The sequence below is a fragment of the Kitasatospora cheerisanensis KCTC 2395 genome (genome assembly GCF_000696185.1).
Taxonomy (GTDB): domain Bacteria; phylum Actinomycetota; class Actinomycetes; order Streptomycetales; family Streptomycetaceae; genus Kitasatospora; species Kitasatospora cheerisanensis.
In genome coordinates this window covers 14,565-33,732 of record NZ_KK853997.1, presented here as the reverse complement: position 1 = coordinate 33,732, position 19,168 = coordinate 14,565, and the positions used below count along the sequence as shown (strand labels likewise).

Below are 19,168 nucleotides of genomic sequence, written 5' to 3'. Positions count from 1 at the left end.
GTCAGTCGCCGATGAACCACAGATACAAGTGCGTTCCCCGCTCCACGATCTGGCACAGCTCGCGGGCCTGCCCGACCCATTCGCCGCTCAAGTCAGCAGGAAGCCGGTCGAGTTCCGCCAGCAGCAGCGGCACCTGTCGCTGGTTGAAGACCGCATCCCCATACGGCGTCAGGGCCCAGAGCATCGGGAACTGCGCCGGGTCCAGATCGGCGAAGCCGACCGTCCAGTCGATGCCGGCCTTGGCGCTGACCACGACTCTTCTGCTGTCACCACGCACTGCCATGTTGATCACCCGCCGAGCCTATCGGCGCCCACCGCGACCACGAAGGAATTACCGACCGTGACGTTTCCCCAGGCCCCGGCTCCGCCCGAGGAGCTCGACAAGCCGATGCGCCGGATGAAATTGCGGCCCGCGCCGAAAGCCCGGGCCTTTCTCGGCTCGCGGCGGTAATCGACAGGGGGTGGGGGCGGTCAAGGTTGCGATCCCGAGCGCGAATGACGACCCGGGGCGTCATGCGGCTGTGTGTTCTGGCGGGTGCCGGGCGAGCCGGCACCGGTGTGTGCGCGGCCGGGTTGCGAGGAGCCGGTGCTGATCGCCGAGGCCGGCCCGGTCTCGATGCCCGCACCGTAGGGCGCACCCAGGCCGTCCTGCTGGGCCATGTCGCCGGCGGGGGTCGTACGCAATGCCGTCGTCGGGCGGCAGTTGGCTCGGCTGGTGGGATTCGCTGTCACATCGGTCGCCCTCGTCACGTCGGGTCTTTGCGATGGCCGCGCGGCTGACCGGGGCGTGGGACTTCAGCGCAACACCGAGCGCGCCGTGGCCGCGGGCTACCTGACGCGTCGACAGGCCGACGGGTGGCCGGCCCGTCTCGTGGGGAGTCCGTCCTTTGCTGCGGTGGCGCCCCGTGCCGTCACGGCGCAGGTTCTCGCCTGAACTGCCCTGGCACGGCCGGTCGGCGCCTCGGCCGTTCGCGGCGTCCGGGGCTCGGTGAGGGAGGTCGGGTTCGGGGCCGGGCCATCGGGGTGGCGGTGTTTGCGGCACTGCGGTGAGAGGCTGGTCCCGTGCAGGTTTCCTCCGTTGGCGGTCCGGAATCCGCGCTGTCGCGCTACGTGTTGCGCGCGGCCCTGGCCGACCCCGGCCATCTGCCCGAGCTGTTGGCCGGTTTCGCCGTCCGCCATCTGGGGCGGCGCGCGGCCGCCTCCGTTGCCCGTGCACGGCGGGAGCATCCCGGGGCCGGCGAGGCCGAACTGTCCGCCATGGTGATCACCCGGGGGCGGCGGGTCAGCCAGAGCGAGGGAACGTTCGTGGGCGGCCCGTTCATGGTGCTCGTGCCGTTCGCGTTCTGCGCGGCGCTGCTCACCCAGAGCCGGATGGTGCTGGAGCTCGCGGCGGTGGCGGGGCGGGACCCCACCGAGGGTGCGCGGGCGGCGGAGTTGCTGGTGATCCAGGGCGTGTACCCGGACGAGGAGCGGGCCGCTGCCGCGCTGGCGGCCGCGGCAGCGGGACGGTCCGGCGCCGCCCCCAGCCGCCTTACCGCCCTCCGCCTCGCCGCCCTGTGGACATTGGTGAGGCGGATGGCTCGCCTGCTCGGTCTGGTGACGCCCCGGCAGCGGCCGGTGTCGATCGCCGTCCGCGTGGGGCAGTGGGCTGTGCTCGCCGTGGTGTTCCTGATCGGTCTGGTCGCCCCGCTGGTGTGGCTGCCCTACCTCGGCCACTCCTACCATCGGGCGGGTCAGGAACTCGGCGAGCGGGCCCGGGCTCACTACCAGGGCGGGAGCACCGCGTGGCCGGGGCCACCGGACCGGGTCGGGCGGGTACGGCCCGGCCAGGTCGCCTCCGTCCTCAGGACACTGCTGTCGCTCGTGCTGCCGGCCACCGCGGTGGTCCTCGTCATCGCCACCGACGCCACACTCGCGGGCAGCCGGTACCCGCTGCTCGCGGTCGTCCTGGTCACGCTGTCCGCCCTGGTCGGCACGGTCTGGTACCTGCGGCACCGACGCCGGCGCCGGCGTCGGGCGGAGGACTGAGCCGCCGCGCGGAGCGGATCGAACCGCCGGTCCGGCGAGGCGTTCTGCGGGGTCGGGTGCGCGTTCGCTCGCCGCGGGGCGGTTCTGCGCGCGGTCCGGGCCCGGCGGTCAGGTGGCGCTCCGGGCTGGGTCCCCTGGGGCTGTTCGGGGTGGGGGCGCGGCACTGTATGCGGTCCTCGCCGTGGGGTGGCCGGGACGCCCCTGCAGGCCATCCAGCAGCCCCGGGTCGAGGAGCGCAGCGCAGACTGGCACACCGCCGCGGTCGCCGCCCCCGCCGACGCGAACACCGTGATGGTCGCCGCGGGCCTCGGCCGGGACCGCCCCTCCGTGAACGTCGTGCATGCCAGACGGCGGCGGGCCCTGTGTTGCGAACGCGGCCGGCCGCCGGTGCGGGGTCGGTTCGCGGGTCAGTCCGGCAGACCGTTGAATCCGGCGAGCAGTTCCTTCAGGGCCCGCTGCGCGGCGGGGTACGCCTGCTCGACGGCGGGGAGGTCGGGCGCCGAGCCCGCCGAGTCCCCGCCGACCTTGGCCAGTTCGACCAGGATCCGGCCGTTGGTGCCGTAGAGCACCGCCTCGCCGTAATCCAGGGATCCCGGGGCGGGTGTGCGGGGGGCGGTGAGGTCGCCGTCCGGCGCGAGCCTCCCATCGGGGCTGATGGTCCACTTCGGCCCCTTCGGCGGGGCCGTCGCGCCGGCGGTGTCGGGCGTCGACGCGCTGATCACAGCCACCCCGGGGCCGTCCGCGCCCATGGTGGTCCAGGCGGTGCTCACGACCTGGGCCGAGGCCCGCGAGGAGGGGTCCGCGGCGGTCACCGTGCGCGACCCGCACGCCTGGCCCGCAGCCAGCAGGTCCGTGAGCAGCTTCGTGGTGTCCGTGCCGGGCGCGAGGACGTACACGCTTGCCCACATCCCGTCCGACTCCGCCGGGATCCGCAGTTCGTAGATCGCCGTCGGCACGGGCACCGTCGCAGGCCCGACCCGGGTCCTGTCGTCGACCCGCACCCCGGACCTCGGCTGCTCCAGCCGGCAGGGCGACAGGGTCAGCGGCTTCCCCTGCCCGGGGCGGAACACCTCGCCGCCGTGCAGTCCCGCGGTGCCGGGCACGTACACGGACTCGACGATCTGCCGGATGTGGCCGGACCCGAGCTCCGTACCCTCGACATCGGCCACCGCCGCAGCCCCGGCCGTACCCGTGCCCGTTCCGGCGTCCGCCGCCGGGGAGCCTGCCCCCGAGCAGCCGGCCGCTGCGAGGCAGGCGAGCCCCAAGACCGTTGCCAACCAAGGGCGTTCAGCGATCCGCATGACCGCACGGTACCGTCGCCGCCCACTCCCCGTCCGGCCAATGGCCGACTCGGCGGGAGAGCGGCCCGCGCCACCGCCGACACGGCCACCCGGCGATCCGCACGCGTCGGGCGGGTGCGCCGTCGGCACCCGCACCCCGCTGCTCGCGCAATGTGCCGGACGGGGACCGGCGGGCGCGGAAACCGGTCCCCGACGAACGGGCTCGCGGTGGGTCGTTACCGGGCGCCCATGCCGTCGAAGAGGGACTGAAGGAGGCGGTCGACGTACTCGTGGGTCAGCGGTTCCCGGGTGATCAGGAACCGGAAGTAGAGCGGGCCGGAGAGGACCGCCATGGCGAGGTCCAGGTCGAGGGAGGGGGACAGCAGGCCCTGGTCCCGGGCGGTGCGCAGGCGGGCGAGGGTCATCTCGGTCTGAGGGGCGATGAAGCGCTCGTTGAGGGCTTCAGCGAGGGCGGGGTCGTGCTGGGCCTCGCCGATCAGGGCCCGGTAGAGCGGCCCGAAGGGCGGATTGCCCAGCAGGTCGACGGCCGCGTGGATCTGGGTGCGCAGGTCGGCGACGATGTCGCCGGTGTCGGGGTAGTCCAGGCTGGACCTGTGCAGGTGGAGCAGGGAGTCCATGAGCAGGGCGCCCTTGGACGGCCACCTGCGGTAGACGGTGTGCTTGCCGGCGCCGGCCCGGGCCGCGATCGCCTCGATGCTGAGCTTGGCGTAGCCGATCTCAGCGCCCAGTTCCAGGGTGGCCCGCATGATGGCCTCGGTCCGGGCGGCGCCTCGGGGGGAGTCGGTCATGCGCCACACCCTAGCGGCACGGTACGTGCCGTACTTGACGTACCCCGGCCGGTGCACTTTGCTGTTCGGCACGGCACGTGTCGTTTCGATATGGGGGAGTGCAATGGACACCGGGGTGATCGTGGCCGGCGCCGGGCCGACCGGGCCGATGCCGGCTTGCGAACTGCGCCCGGCCGGTTCCGCCTGCTCGTGCCGGAAGGGCAGTCCGTGCGCTGCGACACCTCCAGAGGCGGCGGCGTCGGTGCTCCGAGCCTCGAACTGTCGTGCCGCCTGGGCCTGTTGCAACGGTTCGAGGCCGTCTGCCCCGCCCCCGGCCCGGCACCGAAGTTCCCCTCCGGCCGTATCCGCTTCGATCCGCCCGGCATCCACCAGGACGACCGGGAGCGTGAGTGCCGGGCTCCTCAGCACGGACGGCCCGTACCGGGTGAACGCCCGCGACCGGGTTGGCGATCGGCGTGGGTTGCTCGACGCCCGTCAGCCGACAAGGAAACCGGCCGCCCATCTCCAGGGCCGATCGGCTTGCCGGACAGCCACCAGGACGAACGACGCACCGCCAGCGCGCCCACCCGGCGTACATCCAGGCCCGGGTGGCGCTGCGGGAACGGCCCCGCCACCGAAGTGCTCCGCGAGGTCCTCCACGAACTGCCCACGGACAAACGACCGTTGCGCCGCACGGTGCCACTGGTCGCCGACGTTCGCCGTGTTCCTCCCCGGAGTCCCCGCACACGGCGACCGTGACTCGCCTGCTTTCGCGCCATGGCCGGGGCCCCGCCACCGCCCCGGTGCGCCCCTTCACCCACTGCCTCGGCGCCCCGACCACGACGCCTGATCCCGCTGCCCGGAGAGGTAACCACCGCCCATGCCACCCGAACCCGCCGACCCGACCGTGTTGCACCCCATGCCCGACCAGCCCAGGGTCGTGCTGCTCCGACCGCTGGTGACCTCGCCGCTGATCGAGGTGGGGGAGTTCACCTACTACGACGACCCGGTGGACCCGACCGCCTTCGAGAGCCGCAACGTCCTCTACCACTACGGACCCGAGAAGCTTGTCATCGGGAGGTTCTGCGCACTCGCCGAGGGCGTGCGGTTCCTCATGAACGGCGCCAACCACCGCATGGACGGCCCGTCGACGTTCCCGTTCCCGATCATGGGAGGCTCCTGGGCCGACCACTTCGACCTCATCACCGGCCTGCCCGGACGCGGTGACACCGTCGTCGGGAACGACGTCTGGCTCGGACACGGGGTCACGGTGATGGCCGGCGTCCGGATCGGACACGGAGCGATCGTCGCCGCCGGCTCCGTGGTCGTCCAGGACGTGCCCGACTACGGCGTCGTCGGCGGCAACCCCGCCCGGCTGCTGCGGCGGCGCCACAGCGACGCCGACATCGACCGACTGCTCGCGCTGGCCTGGTGGGACTGGCCGCTGCCGCACCTCACCGCCCACCTGCGCACGGTCATGTCCGGCACCGTCGACGACCTGGAGGCCGCGGCGCCCGGCCGCCGGCCCGTCCCGCCCACCCACTCGACACCGGACGGAGCGTCATGACGAGCAGGTTCACCGAACTGGCCATCGACTGCCGCGACCCGGAGCGGCTCGCGTCCTTCTGGTGCGCGGCCCTCGGCTTCGAGGTGATCGACCGTGCCGAGGACAAGGTCGAGATCGGCTCCTGGACGCCGACCGTCGAGGAGGTCCGGGCCCGGCAGATGCCGCCCACCCTGCTGTTCCTCCAGGTGCCGGAGGGCCGCGCCGGCAAGAACCGGCTCCACCTCGACATCAGTCCGATCGACGCCGGCACGGACGAGGAGGTGAGCAAGCTGCTGGCCCTCGGCGCCACCCTCGCGGACGTGGGCCAGGGCCCGGGGCGCTCGTGGGTGGTGATGGCGGACCCCGAGGGGAACGAGTTCTGCGTCCTGCGCACCCTGGCGGCGCCGTGACCGGTGACCGGGCCCCGTCGGGTGCCGGTCTCCGTGATCGCTGTGGTTCGGGGTCTGGGGTTGGTTCGGTCGGCCTGGCCGGCGCCCCGGTGTCGCCCGCCGTGCACGGCACCGGCCTCTCGTCGTCCGGGGGGGCGGGCAGGAGCCCGGGTGGACGGCACGGATGCTGGGAGGCCTGTGCGGGCCCGGTCGACGTGGTGCCGGTGCTGCGGCCGGGGCGTGGGGCGGGGGTGGCTCACCGAACCCGAGGTCTCGTCCGGACCGGACCGACCGGGGGCGCCCTGCGGTGCCGGCGTCGTCCACCGGTTTCGCGGGTGCGTCGGGCTCGGACGGCAGGGCCGCCTTGTCATCGTGTCCGGCGGGCGGAGGCGGGTCGTGGGTGGGGGAGCACGATCGTCCCGAAAACGGTTTGGAAGAGCAGGAGGGCGACCAGCATCGGCCATCCGGAATTCCTTGCGACGAGGGCAGGTGCGCAGAGGAGGAGGGCGGTGGCCGGCCGGTGCCAGGGGAATCGTCGTGCCGGGGCGAGGAGGGCGATCAGGATCAGCGTGGGCAGCCCGAGGCAGAAGGGGAGGGCCACGGTCACGAGCGCGATTCCGATTCGCGCGTCCGGGATGTCGCGCAGGGCGGCCAGGTTGTATGCGGTGTAGGTCGCCCAGATGACGACGAGCCACACCGCGTATCGACCGGCAGCCCGGGCGATCCAGAGGCCCGCGTTCTCGAGTTCCGTTCCGCCGTCCATGAAGCCCCCGTTCGAGCCCGCCTCCACCAGCGGGCGTCGCCAACAGCTTCCCGGTGCCACGGGTGTGTGTCCCGAGCACGGATACTCAACTTCACCCCGTGGCAAGGGAGTTCGTCCGGGCGACGGCGGCCGGCGCCGCCGCGGGCCGACAGGAGGCCGTGCAAAGAGCCGCGGGCACTGGCGACGGGATCACGACCCGGAACCAGCGCAGGCCGAGGCAGTGGCGAGGGGGCTGGGTGCCTTATGCCCGACCCCGTCGTCGCGGAACTCGTCGAGCTCTCCGCCATACCGGATTTCTCGCCTGCGCGGCGTCGGCGTCGTGCTGCTGCGTCAGGAGCGGCCTCGCCCCGGGGCGGATCGGGGGTTTGCCGGTGTCGGGTGCGGCGGGGGTTTGTGGCGGGCCGGCCGTGCCCCGTCGTGGTGTCGGTCGTGGGGGTCCCTCACAGGGTGCCCCAGGTGGTGGCGTGGTCGAGGAGTCGGCGTTGGACGAGCTGGACGGCGGGCTGGGCCGGGCCGGACGGGGTGACCAGGTAGAGGGTGTTGAGCGGCGGCACCTCGCTGCGGTGCAGTTGTTCGATCGAGCCGGTGTTGAGGGCGGGTTCGGCGAGGTAGCGGGGGAGGACGGAGATGCCTGCGTCGGCGATCACGGCTGCGAGTACTGCTCGCAGGTCCGGTACGAGTACGGAGACGGGGTTGGGTGGGCGGCGTCGGAACTCGCTTCGCCAGTACCGGCGGATGATGGGCAGTTCCTCGGCGTAGGCGACCAGGGGCAGGTGGGCGAGCGCGGCGACGGGGTCCTCGGCCAGGTGGTGCGGGTCGATGGAGCGGGCTGCTGTCGGGGTGCCGACGAGCACGAACTCCTCGTCCGCGTAGGGCGTTGCGGCCAGGCCGCGAAGTTTCGCCGGCGGCCGGACGGAGGAGACCACCAGGTCCAGTTCGCCGTCGGCGAGCAGCGCGAGGAGCGGCTCGGCGAGGTCGGAGGTGATGCGCAGGTTCAGGCCGCGGCGGGTGAGCGGGGCGAGTGCGGGCAGCAGACGGGTGGCGGTGAACTCGGCTGCCGCGCCGATTCGTACGGTGCCCCGGCAGGCCTGTTCGTCGGTTTCCTCGGCCAGTGCGCGGCGCAGGCGGTCCAGGTGCGGGCCGATCCGGCGGGCGAGTTCGTGGGCCCGGCCGGTGGGCTGGGCGCCGTTGCGCGAGCGGATGAACAGGACGTCTCCGAACTGCTCCTCCAGGCGCGCGAGTTGGCCGCTGACCGCGGGCTGGGAGATGCCGAGCGCGGCGGCGGCCGCGGTCAGCGAGCCCCGGCGGTGGATCTCCAGGAACGTCGCCAGCAGATCGAGGTCCGTCATGCAAGCCATCATAGATAACTTTGCTTATGGAACCGGCGTGGCTCCAGTACGGATCTGATGAACACTGGGCGGTGTCACCGACCGGGGGACGTCCCACCGGACCCCGCCCCGCACGAGAAGAGGACCCGATTCCCATGGCGAAGATCCTGATGATCATCTCTGCCGCCGACACCCTGACCCTGGCCGACGGCACCGCCCACCCCACCGGCTACTGGGCCGAGGAGGTCGCCGCCTCGCACAGGGTGCTGGCCGAAGCCGGCCACCGGGTGGACATCGCCACCCCCGGCGGCGTCCGCCCGACCGTCGACCCGATCTCGCTGGACGGGCGCGGCGGCGTCGAGCCCGCCACCGGCGCGGCCTTCCGGGCGTACCTGGAATCCATCGAGGCGGAGTTGGCCGCCCCGCTCGACCTCGCCGATGTCCGTGCCGCCGACTACGACGCGCTCTACCTGCCGGGCGGCCACGCGCCGATGACCGACCTGGCCGCCGCGCCCGTGCTCGGCGCGCTGCTCTCCGACGCCGACAGCCGCGGCGCGACGATCGCCGCCCTGTGCCACGGCGTCGCCGGCCTGCTCAGCGCCGAGCGCGCGGACGGGTCCTTCGTCTTCGCCGGCCGCAGTCTCACCGGCTTCACCGACGCAGAGGAGCAGCAGGGCGGCCTCGGTGACGCGGCGCCGTGGCTGGTCGAGAGCCGGCTCGCCGAGCGTGGTGCGGACCTGCGGACCGGCGCGCCCTGGTCCGACACCGTGATCGTCGACGGCAACCTGATCACCGGTCAGAACCCGCAGTCCAGCGTCACCACCGCCAAGCAGGTGCTGGCCGCCCTCCAGGAGGCCTGACCGTCATCACGGTTGGTGCCCGGTGCCCGGTGCCGCTCGTGCGGTCGGCCGGTCGGGTCGCGCTCGTCCGGTGCGGGCAGGTCGAAGACGTCGCGGGGGGTCGGCCCGCTCCCCGTCGCCGGCCCTGCTCACCGCCCCGGGCGGGGCGGTGTCGACCAGGGCGTACCCGGCCTTCGGCCACCGCCGACGCATCCACAGACGCTTCACGAGATCGCCGGTACTTGGCGCGTTCAGGTCATACTTGGGCGGGTCCGCGCCAACCGTCCCGGTGCCCCGGGTCCGGGCGGGGCGGACGCCGCCACACTGCAGATCCGAGGAACTGGGTTCGAACGCCGAGGGCGGGCGACATGGCACGGGATCTCCGGATGGCGCACCACGGGCGGCGGGGGCCTTCCGGCGAGGAGCCGGTGAGGCGGACGCGACTCGCCCAGCTGGGCGGGCTGCGGATCACCGAGCTCGCGTGCTTCGAGGACCACCGGTCGTTCAGAGCGGTGGTGACCGGGGAGCCGGACGAGGCGGTGCTCCTGGTGTCGTTGATCCGCTCGGGGTGCATGGTGCTGCGGGCCGGCGGCCGTGAGGAGTTCGTCGACCCGACCACGGGCTTTCTGCTGTGCCGCGGGGACGACGCGGCCGTCGCGCACCTGGCCCGCCGCCCCGACCTGAGCACAGTGGTGCAGTTCCACCAGGACGTCCACGGGGAGTGCCCGGGCGCGTCCGGCCCGCAGGTCCTGCCGGTGGACGCGGGCCTCGACCTGGCCCATCGGGGGCTGGTCGCCGCCTGCCGGGCCGGGGCGGACTCGTTCGAGGTGGCGGAGCGGGCCAACCGCCTGCTGGCCGGGCTGGTCGGCGGCCGCGAGCCTGCCGCCCGCCCGCGGCGCGCCGCCACTGTGGCGGCGCACCGCAGGCTCGTCCACCAGGCGTGCGCGGCACTGATCGACGGGCCGCCGACCGCGGGGCTGGAGGAGATCAGCCGCCTGGTCGGCTGCTCGCCGTTCCACCTGAGCAGGGTGTTCCGGGCGGTCACCGGACGCACGCTCACCGGCTACCGCAACCAGCTCAGGGTGCGTGCCGTGGTGGAGGAACTCGGGGGCGCCCGACCGCTGCGAGAGCTGGCCGCGAAGTACGGCTTCGCCGACCAGGCGCACCTGACGCGGGTGTTCCGCCGGCACGCCGGCGAACTCCCCAAGGTCGTCCGGGCCGCGCTGCGGGGGACGACGGCGGCTCCGGCGCGGACCGAGCAAGAATCTTCAACGCCGCGGACGCCGCCGCCACCAAAATGAGCGTGAACCCGCTGCACCGCGCCGGTGCGGTCCGGCTGAGGACCGACGACACGGCGCCCCGTTCAACCACGGATCGGCGACTCGCGAACCGTCACGAACCCCGGAGAGAACCGTCACGAACCCCGGAGAGTGGAGGGAACGTTCATGATCAGAACGAAGACCGCGACAGCACTCGGCGCGCTCTGCCTGGCTGCGGCTGCCGTGTCCGTCTCGGCGACGCCAGCCTCGGCGGGACAGCAGGGCCAGGCCGGCCTCCTGGGCATCGGCACCCGGATCAACACGCTGGTCGACACCCCGCTGTACTTCGGCCCGGGGCTGAGCACCCCGCAGGTCGGCGTGGCCTGGGCCACCGACAACGTGGCCGGCATCTGCCAGATCTACGACAACAACAACAAGCGCCTGATCCTTGGCATCGAGCGCCCCGGCCGCAACGGTGTCCAGTGGGCCAACACGGCCGGCTACATCTGGGACGACTTCATCTTCCAGAACACCGCCGGCTTCCCCTCCTGCCTGAGCTACGGCCCGCGGGTCACCCCGATCCGCAACACCACGATCTATTCGGGCCAGGGTCTGAGCACCCCGGCCGTCGGGGTCGCCTGGGCCGGCGACGACGTGGAGGGCATCTGCAAGGTCAACGACAACAACGGCAAGCGGATGGACCTGGTCATCGAACGGCCGGGCCGCAACGGCATCCAGTGGGCCAACAGCGCCGGGTACGTGTGGGACCTCGACATCGCCGAGAACACCAACTCCCTCCCGGACTGCGGCACCGTGTAGGCCCTGGACACGCGGGAACCCCGGATCGGCGCATCGACCCGGGGTTCCCGCGCCACTGTGCCGCAGCCTGCGTTTGCGCGGAGAGGGCAGGGTTCGAACCTGCGTGGCGCGTGAGCTCCCGGCTTTCGTGGACACCGGCCAGGAGCACACCACGATCACGAGCGAGCTGGGCCACCCGCAGGTCGAGCCGCATGACGGCGCGAAGCCGACGACCAGCTCGCATGGACGAACGCCCGCGATTTCCTGGCTGATTCGGTGTCGCGAGAACTTGCCGCCGATTGTGCACCCGGTCGCCCGGCCCGCCGGTCCCGCCCGCTCCGCTGCCTGGGTCGTCGGGCGGTGCTGTGCCTCGTGCGGGTGGCGAGGGATGCTCGGCAGTGCCGGTACGAAGAACGTCCGCCGGTAGCGGAAACCGACGCAACGACCTGTGCGTCCTCCTCGTCGGGCGATCACCGCACCGGTGATCGACAGAGGCAGGGGAGACCTCATGACCGTCGCGTCCCACCGCAGGCGCGCCACCACCGCTCTGGCCGCTCTCGGTGTCGTCCTTGCCGCCACCGGCGCCCTCGCGCCCGCGGCCGGCGCCGCACAGCGCCCGGCCCCGCTGACCGGGCTGCGTACCGTGCCCGGCACCGACTGCGCCGGAGGCACGCTCCTGGGGCTGGGCGACGTCGCCCTGTCCGCGGACGCCACCACCTCCGCGGTGGAGTTCCAACTGCTGCGCGCGGGCACCTACGTGCCCGTCGCCGACGCCACCGTCGCCGCCACGCCGGGGACGGCCTCCGTGTACGGCGTCGCGCGCGAGACGCTGGCGGCCGCCGCGGGCGGTGCGATCACCGACTTCGACTGGAAGGCCCGCGCCAAGGGCGGCCCGACGCCCGGGAGTTGGTCCACCACCTGCCACTTCCGCTACGACCCGACGGTGCCGGCCGCGGCCCCGCAGCTGACCGTCCCGGCCGGTCTGAAGGTCGGCACGCCCGCGCAGATCACCGTCGCCTCCACCGGCGGACAGCCGCCCGCCGCCTACGAGTACCGGCTCGGCGCGGGGGCGCCGCACACGGCCGCGGCGGACGCCGCCGGCGGCGCGGTCCTGACCGTCACCCCGGAGAGCGCGGTCGCCGTTCTGACCGTGACCCCGCTCTCGCCGGGCGGCAACCGCGGCCCGGCCGCCACCGCGACCCTCTACGCCCAGGTTCCGGCGCCCGTCACCGGCGACTACGACGGCGACGGCCGCGCGGACCTCCTGCTGGCAGGCGGCCGGTTCGGCCTCGGCGAGGGCCTGTGGATGGCCAAGGGCCAGCCGGGCGGCGGACTGGCGCCCGCCGTCCAGGTCGGAGCGGGCGGCACCGGCCGCAACGCGCCCGGCAGCGCCGCGGACTGGAACGGCACCCAGGTGGTCGGCGGCCGCTACGCCAACCGCAACGGCGTCCTCGCCTACGTGCCCTCCGCGGGCGTCGCCACCGCCCTGCCCTACGCGGCCGGCTCATTCGACCCGAACCGGGCGGTCAACATCTCCTCCCGGACCTTCGTGAACTCCACCACCGGCGCGCACGTCGAGCAGCTCGCCGACGGCGGCGAGCTCTACCGCGCCGGGGTCGGGATCCCGACCGGCGACGCCTCCGCGGACGACCTCCTCGCCCTGGCCGACGGCAAGCTCTACCTCCTGGCCGCGGCAGGCGTCCCGGGCGCCTACAGCACGCTCGACGGCGCCGTCGAACTCAGCGCCACCAACCCGGCCGGGACCGGCGACTGGCACGGCTGGACCATCGCCTCCGCCGTCGTCGGCCCCGACCGCCAGCCCGGGCTGTTCGCCCGCGACGACGCCGGCGGCGCCCTCTACTACTACGAGGCGTCCGCGCTCACCGGCCCCCTCGCCACCGGGGACCCCATCGGCGCCCCCGTCCTGGTCGCCGCCTCCGGGTGGGACGCCGCCGCCGACCCACTGCTGCAGGGCGCCGACCTGAACGGCGACTCCACCGCGGACCTGTGGAGCGTCGACGCCCAGGGCAACGCCACCGCCCACCTCTTCAACGGCACCACCATGACCCCCCTCGCCACCTCCGCCATCCACCCCGTCTCCTGACGGCGGGCGTCCCCCGCACCCCGGCGGGTGCGGGGGACGCCCTCCCGGCCGGCCGCAGCCCGGCACCCGGCTGCGCACGCAGGGACAAGGCCCGCTCCGAGGTCAAGCCGACCGAGCATCGGACCGCGCCCGTGGACGCGCTCACCCGGCGGACCGCCAGCGGCGGCGACCGACGGCCCACCGGCCGCCACTGCCGCGCCGCCCGCGCCGGCCGGCGGCCCCTCGGCCACGGCACCTGCGCCCCGGACGCCTCCACCGACGCCTTTCCACGGCCCGACCTGCGCCGCTGTGCGTCCCGCGGACGGACGACAGACACCCCGCCCGTGGGCCCCGGTCTCCTCGGGAAAGCCCCCTTGGGATCCGAGAGGCCGTCAGCGGTGCTGCCGCGCCCCGCTCCGGGGCCCGGGCACACCTGGCCGGCCTGCCGGTCCTCGGGCCCGACGCCCCGATCGCCGCTCCGGGCGGCGGCCGACCGAGCAGCACCGCCAGGGTGAGCGACCTCCCCGGCATCTCGTCCGGAGAATTCACAGCGCGCGGTCCGGCCAGTCGCGGCGGTTCCACCCTTTCGGGAGGAGGTCGTGCCGCGGGCAGCGGAAGATTCCGGGGGCCGCTTCCTTCATGCCGCCGGCCCGGGTGGAGGCCCCGCCAGCCGGCAGCTCTTCCGGCGAGCCGTGAGTAGGTCCGACCGGGCGGGCAGGCGCAGCGCGGAGTTTCAGGCGCGGGGCGGCCGGGTCGCGGTGTCGAGGTAGAAGGCGTCGATGCTCTGCACGGCCTGTTCGAACTCTGCCAGGTTGACGGGCTTGGTGACGTAGGCGTTGGCGTGGCTGCTGTAGGCGCCGACGACGTCGTCGGGGGCGGAGGAGGTGGTGAGGACGACGACGGGGATGGTCCGCAGCTCCTCGTCGGTCTTGAGCACCCTGAGCAGGTCGCGGCCGTTCATCCTGGGCATGTTGAGGTCCAGGACGATCAGGTCGGGGCGCACGGTGTCGGGGGCGCGCAGGTGCTCCAGGGCAGCGAGGCCGTCGGTGACCTGGACGAGGTTGCGGGTGCCCCGCTCGGCCAGCGCCTCCTCGATGAGCATGGCGTCGGCCACGTCGTCCTCGACCAGGAGCACGTCGAAGGCACGGGTAGGGCTGGTCATCGTCAGGATCTCCGTAGGTACGAGGTCGGTTCGGGCACTGATGCCGGGCCAGCGGTGCCGGGCCCCCTGGCGGGTCATGCCGCATGCGGAGCCGAGTTGGGGGTAACCGGCTCCTGCTCTCACCGCGGCCACGGCCACGTCCCGTTGGAGGCGTTCCCCTGCTCTTCGAAGGTGCTCCAGAACGTGCAGCGTGCCCAGCGCCCGCCCTGTCTCGCCCTTGGACTCCAGCAGCAACTCGGCAACCAGGTGCCGTGCGAGCCGTTGCACCGCCGCGTCCGCGATCGCGGACGTCTCCTGCGGGGTCGACCGGAGCACGAAGTTCTTGCCAGGCATAGCCGGAACAATAGGCGCTGATCCGACCCTCGACAACAACACTTGTCAATCAACCCCTACAGTGTGCGGTGCCACCTTCAGGGCCGACGATCCGCGGGAGAGGTTCAGACCATGCACGACCGCAGGCCGCCACGCGGACGCTCGCTGTCCACGTGGACCACCAGGCGCTGGTTGCGGGTGGGTGCCTCGCTCTCCCTGGCCGTGCTGGCGGTGCTGGGCGTACTCGGGTTCTGGGTGCTGAACCGGACCCAGAACCTCACCACCGACCTGGTGGACGTCCGCACGCCCGCCACCTCCGCCGCGCTCCGCCTGGAGTCCGCCCTGGTCAACCAGGAGACCGGAACCCGCGGCTACGCCCTCACCGGGAACCCGGAGCTGCTGGAGCCCTACCGCCAGGGCCTGGCGGACCAGAAGACCCAGACCGACCGGCTGGTCCAGCTCCTGCACGGCAACGACTCCGCGCTGGCGGACCTGGCCGCCGTCGAGGACGCGGCCGCGCGGTGGCAGCGGGAGGTCGCCGGACCGATCGCGGCCGCTCCCGCAGGCACACCCGTCGCGCAGAGCGCCGAGTCGGCTGCCGGCGGCAAGACCGCGTTCGACCGGGTCCGCGCCGAACTGGCGCGCCAGCAGGACCACCTGCGGTCCGATCGCGCCGCCGCCCGGGCCGACCTGGTCTCCACCATGCGGGTGCGCAACTGGGTGTTCGCCGCGATCGGGGTCGTCATCGCCGTCCTCACCGCGCTGATCTTCGAGGGGCTGCGCCGCGGGATCACCCGGCCGTTGGAACAGCTCGGCTCGGACGCCCGCCGGATCGGAGCCGGGGACTTCGACCACCCCATCGCCGCCACCGGCCCCGCCGACCTGCGGCGGCTCAGCACCGACATCGACTCCATGCGCCGGCGACTGGTGGAGGAACTGGCGTTCACCGAGCAGGCCCGGCTGCGGTTGGACGCGCAGGCCGCCGAACTGCAGCGCTCCAACACCGAGCTCGAACAGTTCGCCTACGTCGCCTCGCACGACCTGCAGGAGCCGCTGCGCAAGGTCTCCAGCTTCACCCAGCTGCTCCAGCGCCGGTACGGCGGCCAGCTCGACGCCCGCGCCGACCAGTACATCGACTTCGCGGTCGACGGCGCCAACCGCATGCAGGTCCTGATCAACGACCTGCTCGACTTCTCCCGGGTCGGCCGGGTCCACCACAACCACCAGGACGTCGACCTGGAGGACGTGCTGGACCGCACCCTCGACGTCCTCAGCGACAGCATCGCGGAGGCAGGCGCGCAGATCACCCACGACCCACTGCCGACCGTGTTCGCCGACCCCACCCAGATGGGGATGCTCTGGCAGAACCTCATCGGCAACGCCGTCAAGTTCCGCCGCCCCGAGATCCCGCCGCGCATCCACGTCTCCGCGGAGCGCCGGGACGGGCTCTATCACTTCGCCGTCACGGACAACGGCATCGGCATCGCCCCCGAGTTCGCCGAAAAGGTGTTCGTGATCTTCCAGCGCCTGCACACCAAGGACGCCTACTCCGGCAGCGGCATCGGCCTGGCCATGTGCAAGAAGATCGTCGAGTTCCACGGCGGCACCATCGCCATCGACCCGGACCACGTCGAAGGCACCCGCGTCGTCCTCACCCTCGACGCCGAACCCGCCGAGGCCCTCCTCCCTCCCACCCCGGCCGGGCCCACCCCTGCCGCAGCCGAGCAGGAAGCACGATGACGTCGACGATCACCGTCAGCCCACCCCGGGGTCCGTCCGACGAACCGGCCTACCGCGTCCTGCTGATCGAGGACGACGAGGCGGACGCCATCCTGGTCGAGGAGCTCCTGCACGACACCGGGATGCCCTTCAGCCTCACCGTCCGCGCCAACCTGGCCGACGCCCGGGCGGCCCTGAACACGCAGCAGATCGACTGCATCCTCCTCGACCTGCACCTGCCCGACGTCTCCGGCACCGCCGCCGTCACCGCCGTCCGCGACCTCGCGCCGCACAACGCCGTCATCGTGCTCACCGGCCTGGCCGAGGACCACGCGGGCGCCGCCGCCGTGGCCGCCGGCGCCCAGGACTACCTCGTCAAGGGCAAGGTCGACGCCGAACTGCTGCGCCGCTCGCTGCGCTACGCCGTCTACCGCAGCCGAACCGAGCACGCCAGCATCCAGGCCCAGGCGGTCCGGCTGCGCGCCGAGGAGAACGCCCGGCTGGAGAGCGCCCTGCTCCCGCCCCCCATGCTCGGCACCTCCGCGGTCAGCGTGACCAGCCGCTACCTGCCCGGCTCGCCCATGGCGCTGCTCGGCGGCGACTTCCTCGACGTCGTCGAGGGCGACGACGGCCTGCTGCACGCCGTCGTCGGCGACGTCAGCGGGCACGGCCGGGACGCGGCGGCCCTCGGCGTGCTGCTCCGGGTCGCCTGGCGGTCGCTGATCCTCGGCGGGCACCGCGGCGAGGACCTCCTCAACCTGATGGAACGCGTGCTGGTCGCCGAACGCGACAACACCTCGCTCTTCGCCACCTGCACGCTGCTCACCCTCGACCAGCGCAACCGCACCGCGACGCTCCACCTCGCCGGCCACCACGAGCCGCTGCTGACCACCGCCGAAGGCACCCGCGAGGTGGCCGCCGCCCACGGCATCGCCCTGGGCATCGTGCCGGGCCTGCGGCAGTGGCAGCACACCGTCGTCCCGCTGCCCGAGAAGGGCGCGCTGACCATCTACACCGACGGCCTCATCGAGGGCCACAACGGCAGCGCCGGCGGGCGGCTCGAAGTCGAGGGACTCCTCGCCCTGATCGACACCACCCCCACGAACGATCCGGCCGCCCAGGTCGACCGAATCATCGAACAGGCCCAGGCGCTGAACGCCGGCCGCCACACCGACGACCTCGCCGTCCTCCACCTCGCCTGGGGCCAGCGCCACCCCTGCTGACCCCGGGGCCGGACTTCACCGGCCGCACCGCCGGCCACCGTCCCGGTGAAGATCCGCTGCCGCGGCGTGAAGCCCGCGCGATCGAGGTTCTCTTCCAACTGCTCGACGAGTTCCTTGCGGACCGAGAGAACAGCGATCAGACCCAGGCCACCTGGGCATCGAAGCAGCAGTATCAAGGAGGGATCGCATGTTCGACGACGTTCACGGCCTCACCCCTGACCGAGCCGCCCGCCTTACCTCTCTGGTCGAGCAGCGCCTTCCACTGCTCGACCAGGAAGGAGAGATGGAGGCCGTCCAACGCTTTCTGCGCGATCAGGCGGCCAGCGTCATCGACTCCATCGTTATCACCCGCGAAGTGCTTGGCGCAGGGCCGGCGTCCCTCGGGACGGCGAAGGAGATCGTGCTCACGAGTGCTGCCTGGACCACCGAGCTGAGGGAACATCAGCGGCTCGTCGAGCGCATCGAGGAAGCATGATCGGCGCGGTCCAGGGGCGCCACCCAGAATTGTGGTCTGCGTCACATCCGGGTGGCTGCAATGCAACACGGACCGGGCGAATCATGGCGAATGCCCCCTCCGGGCCCCTCCGGCTCAATAACAACACGGGCTGATCCGCACACGGCCTCTGCGGACACAAGGCACTGTTGCGCAATGTCGCTGCTGCAGGCCGGCGTCGGCACCACGGTCATCGCACTCTGGCTCGGCCACGCCGGTGTCCGCTCCACCGACGCCTACGTCCACGCCGACATGACCATCGAGGAGAAGGCTCTGGCCCTGACCGCACCAGTCACCGCCCGGCCGGGCCGCTACCGACCCACCGACAAGATCCTGGCCTTCCTCGACCGCTTGTGACTATGCCGAGGAACTCAAATGGTTTGCTTCCCCGAGGGCAGGCTGCGAGCGTCGGAGCGACACTACGGGCAGTCGAAGGAGCAGACGGTGGCGCTGGTCAAGAGGTTCCCGGCGCATCGCCGTGGACGGCGCCACCTACCGCTGGCGCGTCCGTCACAAGCCGACCTACTGCCAGTCAAACGGCTGGGGTCCGCTGACGGTCGCGGTCGAGGACGCCACCGTCCCGGGAACCGTTCTCGTCGTCGAGACCGGCTGGCCCCACCCCGAGAACTGGTTCGGTCTGACGACCAAGCCGGTCGTTCCCGCTGATGTCGCTCAGGCCATCCGGACCGCCCTCGCGCAGGGATGGACGCCACTCGCCAACGGATCGCCCTTCCATCTCAATGTCTCAAACGCAGACCAGGCAGGCGAGGACGCAACCCTCGCCAGCGGATTGTCGGCATAGTCGCGGTCTCGGCATAGGTCCAGCTCTGCGGATATCGGCATAGATCGATGAGCTGGGCCATCTCGAACTGGACCGCCGCGGCGCCGAGATGATGTTCCAGGTTCTGACGGAAAGGGAGGAGAAGAACAGCGTGGCGATCGCCTCGAACGAATCGTTCGGAGGCTGGACCAAGACCTTCACCGACCCCCGACTCTTCGCGGCCATCGTCGACCACCTCACCTTCAACGGCACCATCATCGAGACCGGCACCGAGCCCTACCGCCTCGCCCGGGCCAAAGCCAGGCAGTAGGCGAGGAAATAGTCAGGCGGCCGTGCGGCTGCGTCGGTAGTCTCCGCGGGTGTCGTTGACTCAGAGG

18 protein-coding genes and 1 pseudogene are annotated in these 19,168 nt (G+C 72.6%); 13 read left to right on the top strand and 6 right to left on the bottom strand.

Annotated elements, in window-relative coordinates; translation table 11 throughout:
- Window position 1: 1 nt before the first annotated feature.
- Window positions 2-283, bottom strand: a complete 282-nt coding sequence (locus tag KCH_RS00180; protein WP_244305597.1) for a hypothetical protein — start codon at window positions 281-283, stop codon at window positions 2-4.
- Window positions 284-1,257: 974 nt separating this feature from the next.
- On the opposite strand from KCH_RS00180, the gene KCH_RS00175 reads away from it, so the two are divergent.
- The gene (locus KCH_RS00175) at window positions 1,258-2,028 is read left to right on the top strand and encodes a hypothetical protein (protein ID WP_167573932.1); all 771 of its coding nucleotides are present in this window, start codon (window positions 1,258-1,260) and stop codon (window positions 2,026-2,028) included.
- A 407-nt stretch (window positions 2,029-2,435) separates the two neighbouring features.
- On the opposite strand, the gene KCH_RS00170 is transcribed toward KCH_RS00175, so the two are convergent.
- On the bottom strand, window positions 2,436-3,197 hold the full coding sequence (locus KCH_RS00170) for a hypothetical protein (RefSeq protein ID WP_035857922.1): 762 nt from the start codon (window positions 3,195-3,197) through the stop codon (window positions 2,436-2,438).
- Between the two features lie 347 nt (window positions 3,198-3,544).
- Window positions 3,545-4,117: a TetR/AcrR family transcriptional regulator gene (locus KCH_RS00165; protein WP_035857920.1), complete on the bottom strand. Its 573-nt coding sequence runs from the start codon at window positions 4,115-4,117 to the stop codon at window positions 3,545-3,547.
- 859 nt (window positions 4,118-4,976) lie between these two features.
- On the opposite strand from KCH_RS00165, the gene KCH_RS00160 reads away from it, so the two are divergent.
- Window positions 4,977-5,663 carry a CatB-related O-acetyltransferase gene (locus KCH_RS00160; RefSeq protein WP_035857918.1) on the top strand — a complete coding sequence of 229 codons (687 nt, stop codon included), beginning with the start codon at window positions 4,977-4,979 and terminating at the stop codon, window positions 5,661-5,663.
- Entirely contained in the window at window positions 5,660-6,052 is a 393-nt protein-coding gene (locus tag KCH_RS00155) for a VOC family protein (protein ID WP_035857916.1), read from the top strand. The genes KCH_RS00160 and KCH_RS00155 overlap by 4 nt, the downstream gene beginning before the upstream one ends.
- A gap of 346 nt (window positions 6,053-6,398) precedes the next feature.
- On the opposite strand, the gene KCH_RS00150 is transcribed toward KCH_RS00155, so the two are convergent.
- Both KCH_RS00150 and KCH_RS00145 read right to left on the bottom strand, forming a co-directional pair.
- Window positions 6,399-6,794, bottom strand: coding sequence for a hypothetical protein (locus tag KCH_RS00150; protein ID WP_157031813.1), 396 nt, complete (start codon window positions 6,792-6,794; stop codon window positions 6,399-6,401).
- Window positions 6,795-7,234: 440 nt separating this feature from the next.
- A complete protein-coding gene (locus KCH_RS00145; protein ID WP_035857912.1) occupies window positions 7,235-8,143 on the bottom strand; it encodes a LysR family transcriptional regulator in 909 nt (302 codons plus the stop codon).
- A gap of 134 nt (window positions 8,144-8,277) precedes the next feature.
- Here KCH_RS00145 and KCH_RS00140 point away from each other — a divergent pair, with 134 nt between their 5' ends.
- The 4 genes from KCH_RS00140 (at window position 8,278) to KCH_RS00125 (ending at window position 13,122) form a co-directional block, all read left to right on the top strand.
- Window positions 8,278-8,982 carry a type 1 glutamine amidotransferase domain-containing protein gene (locus tag KCH_RS00140; RefSeq protein WP_035857910.1) on the top strand — a complete coding sequence of 235 codons (705 nt, stop codon included), beginning with the start codon at window positions 8,278-8,280 and terminating at the stop codon, window positions 8,980-8,982.
- Window positions 8,983-9,389: 407 nt separating this feature from the next.
- Complete coding sequence (locus KCH_RS36540; protein WP_051652570.1) at window positions 9,390-10,262, top strand: helix-turn-helix transcriptional regulator; 873 nt, start codon at window positions 9,390-9,392, stop codon at window positions 10,260-10,262.
- 144 nt (window positions 10,263-10,406) lie between these two features.
- Window positions 10,407-11,039, top strand: coding sequence for a hypothetical protein (locus KCH_RS00130; protein ID WP_035857907.1), 633 nt, complete (start codon window positions 10,407-10,409; stop codon window positions 11,037-11,039).
- Between the two features lie 487 nt (window positions 11,040-11,526).
- The gene (locus KCH_RS00125; RefSeq protein ID WP_035857897.1) at window positions 11,527-13,122 is read left to right on the top strand and encodes an FG-GAP repeat domain-containing protein; all 1,596 of its coding nucleotides are present in this window, start codon (window positions 11,527-11,529) and stop codon (window positions 13,120-13,122) included.
- Window positions 13,123-13,834: 712 nt separating this feature from the next.
- Here the strand turns inward: KCH_RS00125 and KCH_RS00120 are convergent.
- Window positions 13,835-14,596: a response regulator gene (locus KCH_RS00120; protein ID WP_084223049.1), complete on the bottom strand. Its 762-nt coding sequence runs from the start codon at window positions 14,594-14,596 to the stop codon at window positions 13,835-13,837.
- Between the two features lie 111 nt (window positions 14,597-14,707).
- On the opposite strand from KCH_RS00120, the gene KCH_RS00115 reads away from it, so the two are divergent.
- From KCH_RS00115 to KCH_RS38875, 6 genes and pseudogenes are all read left to right on the top strand, one after another.
- On the top strand, window positions 14,708-16,315 hold the full coding sequence (locus KCH_RS00115) for a sensor histidine kinase (protein WP_035857896.1): 1,608 nt from the start codon (window positions 14,708-14,710) through the stop codon (window positions 16,313-16,315).
- Window positions 16,312-17,517 carry a PP2C family protein-serine/threonine phosphatase gene (locus KCH_RS00110; protein WP_051652569.1) on the top strand — a complete coding sequence of 402 codons (1,206 nt, stop codon included), beginning with the start codon at window positions 16,312-16,314 and terminating at the stop codon, window positions 17,515-17,517. The genes KCH_RS00115 and KCH_RS00110 overlap by 4 nt, the downstream gene beginning before the upstream one ends.
- Window positions 17,518-17,704: 187 nt before the next feature.
- A complete protein-coding gene (locus tag KCH_RS00105) occupies window positions 17,705-17,992 on the top strand; it encodes a hypothetical protein (RefSeq protein ID WP_244305043.1) in 288 nt (95 codons plus the stop codon).
- Between the two features lie 60 nt (window positions 17,993-18,052).
- On the top strand, window positions 18,053-18,367 hold the full coding sequence (locus tag KCH_RS43145) for a tyrosine-type recombinase/integrase (RefSeq protein WP_084223047.1): 315 nt from the start codon (window positions 18,053-18,055) through the stop codon (window positions 18,365-18,367).
- Window positions 18,368-18,488: 121 nt separating this feature from the next.
- Window positions 18,489-18,812: a hypothetical protein gene (locus tag KCH_RS38880; RefSeq protein ID WP_244305041.1), complete on the top strand. Its 324-nt coding sequence runs from the start codon at window positions 18,489-18,491 to the stop codon at window positions 18,810-18,812.
- Between the two features lie 43 nt (window positions 18,813-18,855).
- Window positions 18,856-19,101: pseudogene (locus tag KCH_RS38875) on the top strand (ATP-binding protein); the annotation flags it as partial.
- Window positions 19,102-19,168: the final 67 nt, after the last annotated feature.

Coding starts and splice junctions, on each gene's coding strand:
- KCH_RS00115 (WP_035857896.1), top strand. CDS start 14,708: ATGCACGACCGCAGGCCGCCACGCGGACGCTCGCTGTCCACGTGGACC.
- KCH_RS00180 (WP_244305597.1), bottom strand. CDS start 283: ATGGCAGTGCGTGGTGACAGCAGAAGAGTCGTGGTCAGCGCCAAGGCC.
- KCH_RS00160 (WP_035857918.1), top strand. CDS start 4,977: ATGCCACCCGAACCCGCCGACCCGACCGTGTTGCACCCCATGCCCGAC.
- KCH_RS00155 (WP_035857916.1), top strand. CDS start 5,660: ATGACGAGCAGGTTCACCGAACTGGCCATCGACTGCCGCGACCCGGAG.
- KCH_RS00145 (WP_035857912.1), bottom strand. CDS start 8,143: ATGACGGACCTCGATCTGCTGGCGACGTTCCTGGAGATCCACCGCCGG.
- KCH_RS00165 (WP_035857920.1), bottom strand. CDS start 4,117: ATGACCGACTCCCCCCGAGGCGCCGCCCGGACCGAGGCCATCATGCGG.
- KCH_RS00140 (WP_035857910.1), top strand. CDS start 8,278: ATGGCGAAGATCCTGATGATCATCTCTGCCGCCGACACCCTGACCCTG.
- KCH_RS00150 (WP_157031813.1), bottom strand. CDS start 6,794: ATGGACGGCGGAACGGAACTCGAGAACGCGGGCCTCTGGATCGCCCGG.
- KCH_RS00105 (WP_244305043.1), top strand. CDS start 17,705: ATGTTCGACGACGTTCACGGCCTCACCCCTGACCGAGCCGCCCGCCTT.
- KCH_RS00130 (WP_035857907.1), top strand. CDS start 10,407: ATGATCAGAACGAAGACCGCGACAGCACTCGGCGCGCTCTGCCTGGCT.
- KCH_RS00110 (WP_051652569.1), top strand. CDS start 16,312: ATGACGTCGACGATCACCGTCAGCCCACCCCGGGGTCCGTCCGACGAA.
- KCH_RS00175 (WP_167573932.1), top strand. CDS start 1,258: ATGGTGATCACCCGGGGGCGGCGGGTCAGCCAGAGCGAGGGAACGTTC.
- KCH_RS00125 (WP_035857897.1), top strand. CDS start 11,527: ATGACCGTCGCGTCCCACCGCAGGCGCGCCACCACCGCTCTGGCCGCT.
- KCH_RS43145 (WP_084223047.1), top strand. CDS start 18,053: ATGCAACACGGACCGGGCGAATCATGGCGAATGCCCCCTCCGGGCCCC.
- KCH_RS00120 (WP_084223049.1), bottom strand. CDS start 14,596: ATGCCTGGCAAGAACTTCGTGCTCCGGTCGACCCCGCAGGAGACGTCC.